Annotated in this window: 16 protein-coding genes; all 16 read right to left on the bottom strand. The window is 61.5% G+C overall.

The annotated features are described in order from the left end of the window. Positions 1 to 58 precede the first annotated feature (58 nt). The 16 genes from GTH22_RS21660 to GTH22_RS21735 all read right to left on the bottom strand — a co-directional run bounded on the left by GTH22_RS21660 (position 59) and on the right by GTH22_RS21735 (position 14,451). Complete coding sequence (locus GTH22_RS21660; protein ID WP_252947797.1) at positions 59 to 379, bottom strand: 2Fe-2S iron-sulfur cluster-binding protein; 321 nt, start codon at positions 377 to 379, stop codon at positions 59 to 61. Positions 380 to 416: 37 nt separating this feature from the next. Further along, positions 417 to 1,184 carry an enoyl-CoA hydratase/isomerase family protein gene (locus tag GTH22_RS21665; RefSeq protein ID WP_252947798.1) on the bottom strand — a complete coding sequence of 256 codons (768 nt, stop codon included), beginning with the start codon at positions 1,182 to 1,184 and terminating at the stop codon, positions 417 to 419. 6 nt (positions 1,185 to 1,190) lie between these two features. Beyond that, positions 1,191 to 2,477: a cytochrome P450 gene (locus GTH22_RS21670; RefSeq protein WP_252947799.1), complete on the bottom strand. Its 1,287-nt coding sequence runs from the start codon at positions 2,475 to 2,477 to the stop codon at positions 1,191 to 1,193. Between the two features lie 34 nt (positions 2,478 to 2,511). Then, a complete protein-coding gene (locus tag GTH22_RS21675; RefSeq protein WP_252947800.1) occupies positions 2,512 to 3,084 on the bottom strand; it encodes a VOC family protein in 573 nt (190 codons plus the stop codon). Between the two features lie 9 nt (positions 3,085 to 3,093). Beyond that, positions 3,094 to 3,888 carry an SDR family NAD(P)-dependent oxidoreductase gene (locus GTH22_RS21680; protein WP_252947801.1) on the bottom strand — a complete coding sequence of 265 codons (795 nt, stop codon included), beginning with the start codon at positions 3,886 to 3,888 and terminating at the stop codon, positions 3,094 to 3,096. Between the two features lie 146 nt (positions 3,889 to 4,034). After that, a complete protein-coding gene (locus GTH22_RS21685) occupies positions 4,035 to 4,832 on the bottom strand; it encodes an enoyl-CoA hydratase/isomerase family protein (RefSeq protein WP_252947802.1) in 798 nt (265 codons plus the stop codon). After that, positions 4,829 to 6,076 carry a CaiB/BaiF CoA-transferase family protein gene (locus tag GTH22_RS21690; RefSeq protein ID WP_252947803.1) on the bottom strand — a complete coding sequence of 416 codons (1,248 nt, stop codon included), beginning with the start codon at positions 6,074 to 6,076 and terminating at the stop codon, positions 4,829 to 4,831. The genes GTH22_RS21685 and GTH22_RS21690 overlap by 4 nt, the downstream gene beginning before the upstream one ends. Continuing rightward, positions 6,069 to 6,821, bottom strand: coding sequence for an SDR family NAD(P)-dependent oxidoreductase (locus GTH22_RS21695; RefSeq protein ID WP_252947804.1), 753 nt, complete (start codon positions 6,819 to 6,821; stop codon positions 6,069 to 6,071). Before GTH22_RS21695 ends, GTH22_RS21690 begins: the two co-directional genes overlap by 8 nt. Before the next feature lie 24 nt (positions 6,822 to 6,845). Next, complete coding sequence (locus tag GTH22_RS21700) at positions 6,846 to 7,718, bottom strand: MaoC/PaaZ C-terminal domain-containing protein (protein WP_252947805.1); 873 nt, start codon at positions 7,716 to 7,718, stop codon at positions 6,846 to 6,848. Next, positions 7,718 to 8,968, bottom strand: a complete 1,251-nt coding sequence (locus GTH22_RS21705; RefSeq protein WP_256471811.1) for a thiolase family protein — start codon at positions 8,966 to 8,968, stop codon at positions 7,718 to 7,720. The genes GTH22_RS21700 and GTH22_RS21705 overlap by 1 nt, the downstream gene beginning before the upstream one ends. Before the next feature lie 50 nt (positions 8,969 to 9,018). Continuing rightward, a complete protein-coding gene (locus GTH22_RS21710) occupies positions 9,019 to 10,008 on the bottom strand; it encodes an acyl-CoA dehydrogenase family protein (RefSeq protein ID WP_252947807.1) in 990 nt (329 codons plus the stop codon). Beyond that, positions 10,005 to 11,210 (bottom strand): acyl-CoA dehydrogenase family protein, encoded by a 1,206-nt coding sequence (locus GTH22_RS21715; RefSeq protein WP_252947808.1) that lies wholly within the window; start codon positions 11,208 to 11,210, stop codon positions 10,005 to 10,007. The genes GTH22_RS21710 and GTH22_RS21715 overlap by 4 nt, the downstream gene beginning before the upstream one ends. After that, positions 11,210 to 11,884 carry an ABC transporter ATP-binding protein gene (locus GTH22_RS21720; RefSeq protein ID WP_252947809.1) on the bottom strand — a complete coding sequence of 225 codons (675 nt, stop codon included), beginning with the start codon at positions 11,882 to 11,884 and terminating at the stop codon, positions 11,210 to 11,212. The genes GTH22_RS21715 and GTH22_RS21720 overlap by 1 nt, the downstream gene beginning before the upstream one ends. Before the next feature lie 22 nt (positions 11,885 to 11,906). After that, positions 11,907 to 12,647, bottom strand: a complete 741-nt coding sequence (locus tag GTH22_RS21725; RefSeq protein WP_252947810.1) for an ABC transporter ATP-binding protein — start codon at positions 12,645 to 12,647, stop codon at positions 11,907 to 11,909. Beyond that, on the bottom strand, positions 12,644 to 13,597 hold the full coding sequence (locus tag GTH22_RS21730) for a branched-chain amino acid ABC transporter permease (RefSeq protein ID WP_252947811.1): 954 nt from the start codon (positions 13,595 to 13,597) through the stop codon (positions 12,644 to 12,646). Before GTH22_RS21730 ends, GTH22_RS21725 begins: the two co-directional genes overlap by 4 nt. Beyond that, the gene (locus GTH22_RS21735) at positions 13,594 to 14,451 is read right to left on the bottom strand and encodes a branched-chain amino acid ABC transporter permease (protein ID WP_252947812.1); all 858 of its coding nucleotides are present in this window, start codon (positions 14,449 to 14,451) and stop codon (positions 13,594 to 13,596) included. Before GTH22_RS21735 ends, GTH22_RS21730 begins: the two co-directional genes overlap by 4 nt. Between the last annotated feature and the right edge of the window lie 21 nt (positions 14,452 to 14,472).

Below are 14,472 nucleotides of genomic sequence, written 5' to 3' on the forward strand. Positions count from 1 at the left end.
AAGCAACGGGCGACACAAGCATGGATTCGGAAGCCTGAACGATTGGCAGACCCGGTCCCTACTCCGCGGGTACCCGCAAAACGATACCGTCGATATCCTGGCTCGCGACGATCTGGCAGGACAATCGGCTGCTGGGCAAAGGAGGCGTGACCGAGAATTCGAGCATGTCATCCTCGCCCGGCTCACGTTCTTTCAAAAGCTGATCCATGTTCTCAACGTAAACGTGGCAGGTGGCACAGGACAACGCCCCGCCGCATTCGCCGATTATGCCGGGCACGTTGTTGTTCTGCGCCGCGTTCATCAGTGGCTCGCCGAGCGGCACATCGGCCTCGATCCGTTCTTCGGCTGACGTGATCCACGTTACCTTTATCGTACTCATTCCAATTCTCTCCGATCGTCGCGCGGTGACGGCAGCGTCACTCTCGTTCTTCCTGTTGTTCCTGATGGGCCCGCGCCTCGGCCTCAAGACCGTGCTCCAGATAGGCGTGCATCAGGTCTTTCAATTCCCGGTTCAGAACAGCCCTCGTTTCACGCCGGACGGCGTCTGGCTGAGCGGCAATTTCGCGCGCAAGTTCCCAGGCGCGATCCATCAGTCGCGCGGCGGGCAGAACCTCGTTGGCAAGGCCAAGCGCCTTTGCCTCGGTCGCCCCGATTTCCTGTGCCGTCATCAGAAAATAGGACGCGCGGATCTTCCCCATCAGATGGGGGAAGACGACATGCACCCCGTCGCCGGGCACCATGCCACCCCGGAAATGGGCGGAATCCTGGAACAGCGCGTCTTCGGACATCAGTACGATATCGGCAAGAAGCGGCAATTCAGGATGGCGCCGGGCCGGACCGTTGACCGCCGCAATCATCGGTACAGGCACCTCGAGGCAATTGAGCTGCAACCTGCGCCCGACCCTGACAATTTCGGCAAATTCAGCCGCGCTGATCCGGCGCGCGGCGGAAGCACCCGCAGGCACTTCCGGCCCACTGAATTCGCCCCCCGTCCCGGTCAGAAGAAGTACCTTGTTTTCCGCGTCACGCGACAGATCCAGGAAGGCCTGCTCCAGTTCGTCATGCGCTGTCAGACTCCACTGAAGCGGGCCGCCATCGCTGTGCAGCCGCATTTCGAGAATGCCGTCCTCACGCCGAAATGCGATCGTCTCGAAACGATTCCGGTAGTTGTCGAACGAAACCAAAACCGGTTACCCCCGCCCGCGATCGGCACCAAGGCGGATCGGCAGGGACTTCAGTCCGCGGAAGACGGGATGCGGGTTCCATTGGAGCTCAGAAGCCGGAACCGCCAGCTCCGCATCGGGGAAACGCCGTGCGAGTGTTTCAAGCACGGTGCGGCCTTCAAGCCGCGCCAACGCCGAACCGATGCAGACATGAACGCCGAAGCCAAAGGACATGTGCGAGACCTTCTCGCGTGTAATGTCCAGCGCGTCCCCATTCGGGAACTCTGCCTCGTCCCGGTTGACAGAACCGTAAAAGATCAGCGCGCGGGTATGTTTCGGAATATCGACGCCGCTCAGCGCGACGTCTTCTGCCGCGCGGCGGGTCATCATCTGGACCGGCGTATTGTAACGCAGTAGCTCGGCAACGGCGTTATCAGCCAGGTCCGGTTTCGCCTTGAGCGCCTCCCACTGGTCCTTGTTGCTCAGCAGCGCAAACAGGCTGTTCCCGAGCTGGTTCGTCGTCGATTCATGGCCGGCATAGATGATCAGAGAGATCGTTCCGCCCATCTCTTCCGGCGTCAACTTCTCGGTCTCTTCCGAAGACAGCAGCGACTCCATGAAGTCGGTCCGTGCATCGGGGTTGCGGCGATGTTCCTCGATCAACTCCCGGACATAGGCCTGTGTCGCCCGCACGCCTTCGTGCGCTGCGCGAATCTTCTCGACCGGAAGCTTGCCGCCAGTGAACGGCTTGACCGAGGCGATGGCGTCGCCCCAGGTCTTGATCGCGTCGATCTGCTCACGGTCCAGCCCCATGAAGGCAGACACCACTGAAAGTGGCAGTCGATAGGCGAGCTGCATGAAATCGACGACGTCTTCCTTGGCCATCTCATCAAGTAAATCATCGACAACGGACTGTACCTGCTCGCCGAGGGCAGCGATCCTGTTGGGCGGGAACGCCCGCTGTGCGACCATGCGCACACGGCGGTGCATATCGCCGTTCATCTCGTTCATCTGCAGCGCTTCGAAAGCGACGATTTCATCGACCTTCGCGCGATCTTCATCTGACAGGCGGTCGGGATCGAACCTTTCGGGCCCGCGATAGGTATGAAAGTGGTTGCTGTCGCGGAACAACTTTGCGGCATCGGCAAAGTTGGCAATGATCGGCATTTCACCCTTGTACCAGTAAACCGGCCCTTTTGCCCGAATGCGGGCGAAAAGCGGATACGGATCCTGCAGCGTGTCGAAATCGCCGGCAAGCAGCTTCGCAATCTCTTCGTCCAGCGCCCGGTCCGTGTTCAGTTCCAACGTCGTCATGGTTTCCTCCACCATTCCTCGCCCGCCCAGCGGCTCAGCCCTTGGACAGGGCCGGCACCGGATCGGGGTCGCGTAGATAGTTCGCTTTTTCGGCCGTTTCCCATTCAGGATCGCCAAAATCCCAGGTGCAGATTTCCATCGGAAAGCCGTCGGGTGAGTGGAAGTAGATCGACTTCACGAATTTGGGGTCGCCCATTCGCTCGTTGATCTCCGACACCTCGTATCCATGGTCCCGCAACCTGTCGCGAAAGTGCACAAGGTCCGCCCGGCTATCGACGTTCAGAGCAAGGTGATCAATCTTCCCGGGTTTCGGGTCCCGATAGTCGATTTCGGGCCAATAGGCCGGCAGGCAGGGGATCACTTCCGGCGTTTCCACTGTGGGCACCTCGGCCACGACGACCATCGAGTTGTCCGGAAGTTGCAGGAAATAGAGGCGTTCAACCGCCACACCGTCGGCAGCGTCATCACCGGCGGGATAGACGTTCATCGTCCGCCGTGTCGTGCCTTTGACCTTTAGGCCCAGCACATTGACGAAAAAATCGACCGTCTCGTTCATCTTGCGCGTGACGAGAAGGACATGGTTGAAACCTGTGATAGCGGATGTCATGGCCTGCCCCTAGAGTGCGGTCCAGCCGCCATCGACGGGCAGGATCGCGCCGTTGATGAAGCTCGCAGTATCCGTCGCAAGGAAGCCGATGACTTCGCTCAGTTCATGCGGTTTGCCCTGGCGGAAGCTGAGATCGGCAAGCTGGTGCAGCAACTGCACCGCCTCGTCCTGGCTGTCCGAGACCTGGATCTGCGGCTTCATCCCTTCGGGCAGCGGCGAACGCGTGTAACCGGGGCAGACACCGATGCAGCGGATGCCGCGCGTCGCATAGGTGGTCGCGATACTGCGTGTCAGCCCGACAAGCCCATGTTTGGCGGCGGTGTAGCCGATACCTGCCCGTGCCCCGCCCATCCCGGCGCTCGAGATCGTATTGATGATGACGCCGCCGGTGTCGTTCTTCAGCATATGCGGCACGGCGGCCCGGCTGGCCCAGAACGCGCTCGACAGGTTGAGCGTGAGCATCGTGTCCCAATGCTCGTCGTCGGTTTCGGTAAGCGCATAGAAGCTGCCGAAACCTGCGTGATTGCACAGGATATCGAGGCGACCGAATTCACCAACCGCTGCCTCGACCATCGCGGCGACGTCTTCCTTTAAGGTTACATCGGCACGGAAGGACTTGGCGGAGTGCCCCGCCTTGCGCATCTCTGCGGCTGTGTCTTCCGCGGTGGCTTCGTCCTTATCGGCACACAGGACGCTGGCGCCCTTGTCGCAAAGCGACTGCACGATACCGCGCCCGATCCCCCGGCCCGGAAGCGAGCCGGCACCGGTTACGATCGCCACCCGGCCATCAAGCGAATTCGTCATTTTTCCTCCCTCTCATCCAGCCGATCCACTGTTTCGAACGGCGGATGATTCACGGCATCGAAAGCTTTGGACAGGTTACGTCGCCAGCCCGGAAGCCGCAATGATTAATTTTCAATAGTGGATAATCATTCATCTTACTGAATAGTCTATCGCCCGCGAAACTTTGGGGAACGCTTTTCGGCAAATGCTGCCGCCCCTTCCGCGCGATCCTCGGAGGCGAAGGCCAGCACCTGTGCCAACGACTCCATTTTCAGCAACGATGTCATGTCGAGACCGGTCCCCGCCGCCATCAGGGCCTTGGTCAGACCGATGCCCACGGTCGGACCTTCCGCCAGGTTTTGCGCAAAGGCGATCGCCTCGGCCTCGAAACTCGCATCGTCATAGACCTGATTGGCAATTCCGATGCGCTCTGCCTCGTCTGCCTTTACCTTCTTCGGCGTGAAGAGGATTTCCTTTGCCCGAAGCGAACCTACCGCCAGCGGAAGCGTCGCGGCCAGCCCCATATCCGCCGCTGCGCCAATGCTCGAGAAACCCGCCATGAACATGGCAGACTTCGAGGCAAGAACGATATCGCCCAGCATGGCCAGACCGAAACCCGCACCGACCGCAGGGCCGTTCACCGCCATGACAACCGGCTTCTCACCCTGAAGAATGTCCCGCGCCCATCCGTTATGCGAGATCGTCAACCTGGCGCGCACCTCTGCCGGCACCTGCTCGCCCTTCATGTTGCGCACGTCTCCACCGGCGCAGAACGCGCGGCCCGTGCCGGTGATCATAAGGCACCGGCACTCGGGATCGGCGAAGAAACGCGGCACAAATTCGTTCAACGCGTTCTTTATCTCCAGCGTCATGGCGTTCATGGCGTCGGGACGGTTCAGTCGCAGGATCACCAGCCCGCCGCGCTGCTCCCAGAGAACTGGTGCAGAGTCGCTATCGTCGCTCATATCGCCCCCCTGGCCTTCAGGCCCTCGATGTCTTCTTCGCTGTAGCCAAGCTGACCGAGAACCTCTCCCACATGCTGGCCAAGCGCAGGATGACCGCGCGGAGCGGCATCTGCGCGTGAACCGATCCTGACAGGGGAGACCACCTGCTTCACGGAGCCGGTCACCGGATGCGGCGCTTCGCGAATGACACCGCGATGGACGACCTGCGGATCGGCGAGGATCTCGGGGATGGTGTTGATCGGGCTGCACGGCACACCGGCTTTGTCGAGCGTGTCGGCAAGATCGGCCTTTTCCCAGTTCGCCAGTTCTACACGGATCAGGGGCAGCAGAGCTTCGACATTGTCGGTCCGCCCCCGGTTCGTGATAAACCGCTCATCGGCAGCGAGATCCGCGCGACCGATAGCCGCGCAGAATTTCTGATACTGCGCATCATTGCCAACCGCGATCAGAATATCTCCGTCCCGGCAAGAAAAGAGATCCTGCGGCTGGATTGTCGGGTGCCGGTTTCCGAGCCGGCCGGGCGTTTTCCCGGACAGCAGATGGGACATGACCTGAGAAGTGATGCCGGCAATCGCGCAGTCGAGAAGCGCGACATCAACGAAGTCGCCCTTGCCGGTCTTGCCGCGCTGGACGAGTCCGACCAGAGCCCCGATTGCACCATAGAGACCGGTGATGATATCGACGATGGGCACACCGACCTTCTGCGGACCGGCACCGGGGCGTCCGTCCGCCTCTCCGGTCACACTCATCAGCCCGCTCATCCCCTGAATCGCGAAATCGTAGGCGGCCTGACGGTTCCGTGGCCCCGACTGACCGAACCCCGAAATCGAGCAGTAGACGAGGTGTGGATTGATCTCTTTCAGGTCATCGTAGGACAGGCCGAAGCGCCCCATGTCGCCGACCTTGTAGTTTTCGACCAGAACATCCGCGTCGGCGGCAAGCGCCCGGATGATCTTCTGCCCTTCGGGAGATGAAAGGTTGACGGTGATAGACCGCTTGCCCCGGTTGGACGTCAGGAAATAGACCGAGTCCCCCGTGCTGTTTCCATCAGCGTCGTTCAAAAACGGCGGCCCCCAGATCCGGGCTTCGTCGCCAACGCCTGGACGCTCACACTTGATCACGTCCGCACCGAAATCGGCGAAGACCTGGCAGGCCCAGGGCCCCGCCAGACTGCGCGACAGATCGAGCACCTTGATATGCGACAGGGGCGCGTCGGCATCCTGCGAACTGGTTACGTCAGCCATATCGACCGCCTGAGACATGCAAGAGATCCCCTGTGATGTATGAGGCGCGGTCCGAGGCCAGAAAGAGGATCGCTTCGGCGACGTCCTCCGGCTCGCCCAGCCGCCGGATCGGCAACTGTTCCTCTGCGCGCGCTTTGATCTTCTCGAAATGCGGAAGCGATTCAACCATTTCGGTCCGGATGATACCCGGCGCCACCGCGTTGACCGTGACATTGTTCCGGCCGTGTTCAAGCGCCATCGCGCGGGTAAATCCGATTAGCCCTGCCTTGGCGGCGGAATAGTTCGCCTGCCCTGCATTCCCAAGATGCGCGCGGGACGAAATATTGACGATCCGGCCCCAGCCCTGTTCCCGGAAATGGGGCACGACGGCGCGGGTGCACATGTAAGCGCCCTTTAGGATCACATCGATGACGATGTCCCAGTCGGTTTCTTCCATCTTCTCGATCCGCATGTCGCGGGTCAGCCCCGCATTGTTGACCAGGATATGCACCGCGCCGAACTCTTCCAGAGTGTGGGCGACCATGGCGCGCACATCTTCCTGATCGGTCACATTGCATCTCACCCCTATCGCGCGTGTCGGCCCATCGGTATTCAGCTCTGCCGCGCGTGCTTCTGCGGCTTCGGCCGAGATATCGGCAAGCACCACATTGGCGCCCTCGGCATGCATCATGCGTGCGGTGACCAGACCGATCCCGCTCGCCCCCCCGGTGATGATGGCCGTGCGGCCTTTCAATCCCAATTCCATTCGGAAATCTCCCAACCAATCATGTTACGGCGTTGCGCTACCGGGCAGGTCGCCAAGCTCGAACCGGCCACGGTCGGCAACGACAACGTCCCGATCGACGACGCGCACCCGGAACCACCCCTCCGACCAGAGCTCTGTCACCAGCGTCTCGCCGGGATAGACCGGGGCGCGAAACTGCATCGAGATCCGGCGCAGCCGGGCGCAGTCATAGTCCAGGCAGGCGGCAAGGATCGCCCGCGTGGCAACGCCGAAGGTGCTCATCCCGTGCAGGATCGGGCGCTCGAACCCGGCCCGCGCCGCAACCTCCGGATCGGAATGGAGCGGATTGAGATCCCCGTTCAGCCGATAGAGCAGCGCCTGATCCGCACGGGTTTCGAAAACCACTTCATGATCCGGAGCGGTGTCCGGCGGCCCATTGTCATAGGCTCGTGGCGCGTCTTCGATCTTGGCACTGTTTCCTAGCAGGAAATGCGTCTGCGCGACTGTCGCGATCGGCGCGCCACTGTCGTCCCGGATATCCCGCTCCGACGTCATGGCAAGACCCTTGCCCTCGCCTCGGCTGCCAATTCCCGTAACGCGCGTCGTCCCGACAATTTCACCCGAACTCGGCAGGGATTGGTGAAGCGTGATCGACTGGTCTGCGTGGATAACCCGTGTCGCATCGACGCCGGTCGCCGGCAGACCAAGCCAGAAGCCCGGATACCCCATAACCAGTGCCATCGACGGCACGACCGGCATGTCCGGGTCCGGATCGACGAAGGTCCGTTCCCGCGCCTCCATCGGGTCGCGAGCAAAGCCGATAGAAATCGCGTAAAGCGCGCATTGGAACGGGGTTAGCCGCTGCCGGGCCTCGGGGACCTCGAAAGACAGTAGATCGGCCGCGCGCAGTTCCTTCATCAGACCTGCTCCGGCGCCTCGAGCACGGTGACAACGCAGGCCGCCTCTTCCAGCCCGTGAAATCCTCCGCCGTTTTCGGCGAGTGCCAATTTAGGCTTGCCTGCCTGCCGTTCGCCGCCCTCGCCGCGCAGATGCGTGACAAGTTCGAAAACCTGGATCGCGCCGGTGGCCCCAATGGGATGCCCCTTGGACAGAAGCCCGCCTGACACGTTGATCGGAAGACGGCCGCCCAGCTTGGTATCGCCGCTTTCGACCAGCGCGCCACCGTCGCCGTAGTCGCAGAAGCCCACGTTTTCACTGTGCAGGATCTCGGCGATCGCCGAGGCATCGTGCAGTTCGGCTATGTTGATATCCTCCGGCCCCGCCCCGGCGGCCTCATAGGCTTTCAGTGCTGCGATCCGCGTCAGGTGGCGGTCGTACTGCTCCGGCGTCCGGTTGCTGCTGGAAGACACCCCCATCCCCCGCACACGCACCGCACGGGCACGATCGAACCTCTTGAGCGCCGACTCGGAAGCCAGGATCAGCGCCCCTGCCCCGTCGCTCATCGGCGCGCACATTGCCCGGGTGATCGGCCAGGCTATCATGCGGTCCTCGAGCACCTGCTCGACCGTCTGGGAAAAGCGGTATTGTGCGTAGGGGTTCAGGACCGAATGGTTGTGGTTCTTCGACGCCACCGCTGCAATCTGGCGCTGGGTGGTTCCGAAAGTCTGCATGTGGAACCGCGCCTGGGCTGCGTAGATATCCATGAACACCGAATGCTCGCCGGTATCCCGGTACTCTTCAGGAATTTCGACACCGTCCCCGGTCGCCAGAAGCGCGGCCAGATGCTGGTCGGCAAGGCCCCTGTCCCAGCTTCCCTTGAACGCCTCGAACATCCCCTCTCGGTTCTCTGGGTAGTTCATCTTCTCCGCGCCCACGACAAGCGCCACCTCGAACAGCCCCGCTTTTACCGCCGCATAGGCCTGGAAAAGGCCAGAGCTGGAACTTGCGCAGGCATTGTCGGTATTGAAAATCGCAATGCTTTCAAAGCCAAAGGCGCGCAGCGAGGCCTGACCGCGCACCCCGTGCTGTCCTTCAAGGGCGCCTTGCCTTGTGTTGCAGAACCACGCCGCCTCGATCGCGTCCTTGTCCGCACCGGCATCGTCCAGCGCGGCCTGCACCGCCATTGCCGTCAGATCCTTCACCGACTTGTCCAGGTGCTTGCCCAGGGGCGTCATGCCCGCACCGACGATGTATACGTTGTCACTCATGGTTTCTCTCTCGGTTCAGTGCCGGACCCGCCGCAATGGCGGTGCGATCGTCATGCGACTTCGCCGACCAACGGAGCGAGCACGTCCGAAGAACGTGCCGCAGGTGCGGTATCGACAACGTCGCGAAGGCGGCGCAGGTAGAAATGAAGGGGAACTTCCCACGTGTAGCCCATGCCCCCGAACAGGTGCAGTGACTTCTCGGCGATCTGCGGACAGACCGACATTGCATAGGCAAGCGCCGTTTCCGCCGCAGCCGCCTCTGGCCGGACCAGCGCGTCATCGACAAGAAGGCGCGCATTCTCCAGCTTGAGTTGCAGACCGGCGAGCGTGTCCCTCAGAACCGGCAGGGCCACCAAAGGGCGGCCAAACTGGGACCGGGTCGAAACATGCTCGACCGCCTCGGCCAGACAATAACCGGCGGTCGCCTGAAGCCAGGCTGCCGTGATTACGGCCGAAGCGCGACGATAGGTTGCCATGGCCTCGCCACGCGCCTCGCCGATAACTGGCGCCGCACGCGCTGTAACGCGGTAGCTCGGTCGTTCCAGATCGAGCCCGGCCATCCGGGAAATTTCGATCCCGTCAGCGGAGAGATCGATCAGCGCCAGACCCTGCCCAGCTTCCGTCTCGACACAGGCGAGAAGAATATCGGCGTCACCGGCCAGCGCGACGTGTTCGAGCCCGCCCGACATCTTTCCGCTCGCCAGAAAGAGGCTACCGGCAGACGCAACAGTCGCGGTTTTCTTGCCGTTCAGAAGTGCTGCGCAAACCTCCGGTTCGATCAGCTCGGCGACCTGAGCTGCCAGAATGGCATCGACGAAATTCTCTCTGAGATGGAACCGGGCCAGCGTCGCCGCGATTGCCGCAACCGAGACAAGGTCGAGATCCATGCCCCCCGCCGCTTCGGAGACAAGCGCGCCGATCAGCTCCTGCTCGGCTATCGCCGTCATGGTCGCCGCAAAATCGGCACCGTCGAGGCTGGCCGCCATTTCGGAAACGGAATTGCACAGGATCGTGCGATCGGTCTGGTCGAGAATGTTCATTGCGCAGCCCTCCCTTTCGGCAGGCCCATGAACCTGTCAGCAATGATCGCCGACTGGATTTCTGAAGAACCTGCGATGAGGCTTTCTGATCTTGCCCGCAGGTAGATGGTCTGGAACCGTCGGCGGGCCGCCATCAACGCGGGCGATGGATCGGGGACCTGCGCGCCCAGCAGTCGCAGCGCAAAGTCGGCCAGCCGCTGATGCGCTTCGCTCCAGTGAAGTTTCATCAGGCTGCCGATCGGGCCGGGCGAACGATCCTCGCGGATCATCGCCACGATCTTCTCGGCATATAGCTGGACAACCCGCGCGTCGGTCGACAGCGCGCGCAGCGCCGCCGCCGTGCCGCTATCGGCGAGCCTGACCTTCAGAACCGGTTCGGCCTCGCAGACGGAAACAAGATGGCGCAGCTCGTTTTCGAAGCGCCAGCCGCGATACATCCGGTTGGTGGCACGCTCGACGCTCAGAACGGAAACAGCGCCTGACCAGCCCGCATCCACCTCGCCCACGATCCCGTCGGCATCGACCAGAACGTCGTCGAAAAAGACCTCGCAAAATTCATCCGACCCGTCGATCTGACGGATCGGGCGGATATCGATGCCCTTCGTCCCCATCGGAACGATGATCAGGCTGAGGCTGCGATATCGGTCCGCCGGGTCGCCGGTGCGAACCAGCAGAAGGCAGAAATCCGCCCGCTGCGCATAGCTCGTCCAGATCTTGCTGCCATTGATGCGCCATTTGCCGCCGTCGCGTACTGCCTTCGTGCGCACGGCAGCAAGGTCGGACCCGGCCTGCGGCTCGGAAAAGCCCTGGCACCAGATATGCTTCATGCTGAAGATGCCCGGCAGGTAGGTCCGCTTCTGCTCCTCGGTACCCATCGCCATCAGGATGGTCGAGATAATCTCCTTGCCGATGGAATTCACGCTTTCGGGCAGCGCCCGTCGACCGACTTCCTGATTGACGATCAGATGCTCGTCAAAGCTAAGCCCCTGCCCGCCATAGGCCCTGGGGATGGTCATCCCGGAATATCCGGCCTCGTAGAGCCGCCGTTCCCAGTCGCGGATTTCCTCGGTGCCCGGATCCGCAAACGTTGGGCTGTCCGAAAGGAAGCCCGCTGGGAGGTTTTCGTCCAGCCAGCCGCTGACGGCGGCGCGGTAGTCGGCCACATCGTTGTTTTCCGACATCTTTTCCATCACGTCCGTCATCACAGCAGCAACGCCTCGATCTCTTGCCGGTTGTCCTGAAATTCGCGCGTGGTGCCCGACCACACGATCCGTCCGCCATCGAGCAGACACTGACGCTTGGCCAGTTCGGTGGTGAATTTGAAGTTCTGCTCCACCAGAAGCAGCGAAACGCCGGCTTCATGGATCAGCTTCAGCGCCCGGATCATCGCATCCACTACCACCGGTGCCAGGCCTTCAGTCGGTTCATCCAGCAACAGCACCTTGGGGTTGGTCAGAAGCGCGCGGGACACGGCAAGCATCTGCTGCTCACCCCCCGACAGGTTCTCACCAAGGGTGCGGGCCTTCGCCTTCAGTTGCGGGAAGATGTCGAACACGTCGTCCTGACCGAAGGTCCCGGCCCGGCCGGACAGCTGGGCCACGCGCAAGTTTTCCAGCGCGGTCAGGTTCGGGAAAATCTGCCGGTCTTCAGGCACATATGCAATGCCGTGGCGAGCCACCTCATGCGGCTGCCAGCGACCTATATCCTGGTCCTCGTAAAGAACCTCTCCCGACATCGGGGTTAGTAGACCCGCGATGACCTTCATCGTCGTGGACTTTCCGGCTCCGTTGCGCCCGACGAGCGCGACGATATCCTTCTCGCCCAGATCAAAGCTGATCCCGTGCAGGACCGCGGCCTTGCCATAGGCAAAGCTCATGTCCCGGACATCCAATATCGACCTACGTTCCAAGATAGGCCTCCCTGACTTTCTGGTCCGCGGTAACCTCAGAGGGTTCACCCCGCGCCAGTACCTGCCCGGCGACAAGCACGACGATTTCGTCGGCAAGGCTCAGGACTGCGTCCATGTTGTGTTCGATGATGATCGTGGTGTGCCGACGCCGGATGGTCTGAAGAAGCTCCGTCATCCACCCCAGCTCGGAATGGCCCACCCCGGCAAGCGGTTCATCAAGCAGCAGAATCTTCGGCTCTCCCATCAGGGTCAGCCCCAGTTCGAGCGCCCGTTGCTTGCCATGGGAAAGATAGCTGGCCTCCCGGTCGGCTAGGTCACGCAGACCGACAAGGGTCAGCATCTCCTCGATGCGCCTCTCGATCTCGGTGTCGCGGCCCGCCAGCTTCCAGAAGGGCTGGATGCGGTACGCAGAGCGCTGGGCGGCAATCCGCAGATTTTCGCGGGCCGACATCTCGGGGAAAATCTTCACGATCTGAAAGCTGCGCGCGATGCCCATGCGGGTGCGCCGGTCGGGACGAAGGCTGGTTATGTCTTCGCCTTCCAGCCGAACCGATCCCGCAGTGGGCCTGTAAATACCCGACAGCACGTTGATCAGCGTGGTTTTTCCGGCCCCGTTGGGCCCGATGATCGCGCTGGTCTTGCCAGCATCGAAATCCAGCGACAATCCGTTGATTGCCTTGAAGGCCCCAAAAGCGACAGTCACGTCAGAGCATGAGAGGATCGCAGTCATTTTCCACCCCCGTTTCTGTCCATGAACCTGGCCTTCAGCGTCCCCCACAGCCCTTTCGGCAGGTAGATCGCCACCAGGATCAGAACGAGCCCGAACAGAAGCTGCGCGACCACGCTGTCCTTGCTCAGGATGCTGTACATTCCCTGGATCAGAACCGCGCCGATGATCGGCCCGAAAGTCGTGCCAGCCCCGCCGATGAGCGTTGCGATCATCACGTCCAGCGAGACCGTCGCGTGAAGCGCTTCCGGCCCGATGAATGAGATCAGCCCAGCATTCAGACCGCCCGCGATGGCAGAGATCGCACCGGAAATCATGAAGGCCACGGAAGAATAAAGGTGGTTGTTATAGCCGATCTGGCGGGACCGGACCGGCTCCTGCCGGATCGCGTGCAGAACCTGACCTAGCGGAGAGCTTCGCACCAGAAGCGACAGCCATACGATCACCACGACGAAGCCCATGACAAGTGCGGCGTAGTTCCAGTTGTTCCACATATCGATCCCGAAGAATTCAGGACGCAGCACACCGGCAAGGCCGTCGATGCCACCGGTCCAGCTTCTCAGCTTCACGCTGAAAAGGATCAGGATGAGCTGAGCGAGGATCAGCGTGAAAATCGCGAAGAATATCCCGCTTGCCCGCAGGGAGACCGCCACGAAAGCGAGCGCGAGAATGGCGCCTGCGATCATCGCCAGCCCAAGGGCCGGGAAAAACCCGACGCCGTAGTTCAGCGTCAGAATGCCAACGACATATCCGCCAACCCCGAAGAATGCCGCGTGACCGAAGGACAGCAACCCGGCCACTCCAAAGGCAAAATCGAACCCCAGCGCGAAAAGGATCCAGATTCCGGCAAGTGCGATGAAGTAGGCTTGGATCTCAGCCGGAACCAACAGCGGAAAGCAGATTGCCGCAATGCTGGCAACGAGGCCGAGGGCTATTTTCAGTCCGAAACTCATGCCGCGCGCACCTTTTGCCCGAACATTCCGTTGGGCCGAACCATCAGGAAAGCCAGCGCGCCGCCGTAGACGATGAACTGTACCCATTCGGGGAACAGAAGCTGGCCGTAGGCCCGCGTCATGCCAATCAGAAGCGACACGAAGATCGCGCCCCGGACGCTTCCCAACCCCGCCAGAATGACGACGAGGAAGCTGTCCAGCAGCATCGTCATTCCCATATTGAGCTGCACTGCGGTGATGGGCGCGACGATGACACCGGCAAGCGCGGCTGCCGCGGACCCTGTCGCCAGCACCCAGGTGCGCAGGCGATTCACGTTCACGCCGAGGCTGGACAGCATATCGCTGTTGGTGCTTGCCGCGCGGATCATCAGGCCGACCGGCGTCCGCTCGATCACGAAAAGAAGAGCGGCGCAGAAGGCCACTCCGATTGCGACCACCAGAAGACGGAAGGTCGAAAGCTGTGTTCCGGCAAATTCGATCGCCGACGAGAACATCTGCGGCTGCGGTACGTTCTTGTAGTCCAGGCCCCAGATGGCGTGGAGCACTGCCATGAACACCGTTGCAACGCCGAGGCTCACGATAAGCTGAAAGGCGTGGTCATGCTTGTAGATGGGTCGGAAAGTCAGCACCTCCTGCAGCGCACCGACCAGCGCACCGGCAAGGATCGCAACCGGGAAGGCAAGAAGGTAGCTGCCGGTCCCGCTCACACAAGCGAATGCGATGAAAGCGCCAAGGGTGAAGTAGGTGGCATGAGCGAAATTGATGACGCCAAGCACCCCGAAGATGATTGTCACACCGGATGAAAGCAAAAAGAGGATCATGCCGAGCACAAGCCCGATCAGAAGGACACCCATATTCACCTCGAAGGAGTTTCG

It is taken from the genome of Oceanicola sp. 502str15 (genome assembly GCF_024105635.1).
GTDB lineage: Bacteria > Pseudomonadota > Alphaproteobacteria > Rhodobacterales > Rhodobacteraceae > Vannielia.

Coding starts and splice junctions, on each gene's coding strand:
- GTH22_RS21690 (WP_252947803.1), bottom strand. CDS start 6,076: ATGGCTGACGTAACCAGTTCGCAGGATGCCGACGCGCCCCTGTCGCAT.
- GTH22_RS21725 (WP_252947810.1), bottom strand. CDS start 12,647: ATGACTGCGATCCTCTCATGCTCTGACGTGACTGTCGCTTTTGGGGCC.
- GTH22_RS21730 (WP_252947811.1), bottom strand. CDS start 13,597: ATGAGTTTCGGACTGAAAATAGCCCTCGGCCTCGTTGCCAGCATTGCG.
- GTH22_RS21660 (WP_252947797.1), bottom strand. CDS start 379: ATGAGTACGATAAAGGTAACGTGGATCACGTCAGCCGAAGAACGGATC.
- GTH22_RS21680 (WP_252947801.1), bottom strand. CDS start 3,888: ATGACGAATTCGCTTGATGGCCGGGTGGCGATCGTAACCGGTGCCGGC.
- GTH22_RS21720 (WP_252947809.1), bottom strand. CDS start 11,884: ATGAGCTTTGCCTATGGCAAGGCCGCGGTCCTGCACGGGATCAGCTTT.
- GTH22_RS21685 (WP_252947802.1), bottom strand. CDS start 4,832: ATGAGCGACGATAGCGACTCTGCACCAGTTCTCTGGGAGCAGCGCGGC.
- GTH22_RS21695 (WP_252947804.1), bottom strand. CDS start 6,821: ATGGAATTGGGATTGAAAGGCCGCACGGCCATCATCACCGGGGGGGCG.
- GTH22_RS21670 (WP_252947799.1), bottom strand. CDS start 2,477: ATGACGACGTTGGAACTGAACACGGACCGGGCGCTGGACGAAGAGATT.
- GTH22_RS21735 (WP_252947812.1), bottom strand. CDS start 14,451: ATGGGTGTCCTTCTGATCGGGCTTGTGCTCGGCATGATCCTCTTTTTG.
- GTH22_RS21700 (WP_252947805.1), bottom strand. CDS start 7,718: ATGAAGGAACTGCGCGCGGCCGATCTACTGTCTTTCGAGGTCCCCGAG.
- GTH22_RS21710 (WP_252947807.1), bottom strand. CDS start 10,008: ATGAACATTCTCGACCAGACCGATCGCACGATCCTGTGCAATTCCGTT.
- GTH22_RS21705 (WP_256471811.1), bottom strand. CDS start 8,968: ATGAGTGACAACGTATACATCGTCGGTGCGGGCATGACGCCCCTGGGC.
- GTH22_RS21715 (WP_252947808.1), bottom strand. CDS start 11,210: ATGACGGACGTGATGGAAAAGATGTCGGAAAACAACGATGTGGCCGAC.
- GTH22_RS21675 (WP_252947800.1), bottom strand. CDS start 3,084: ATGACATCCGCTATCACAGGTTTCAACCATGTCCTTCTCGTCACGCGC.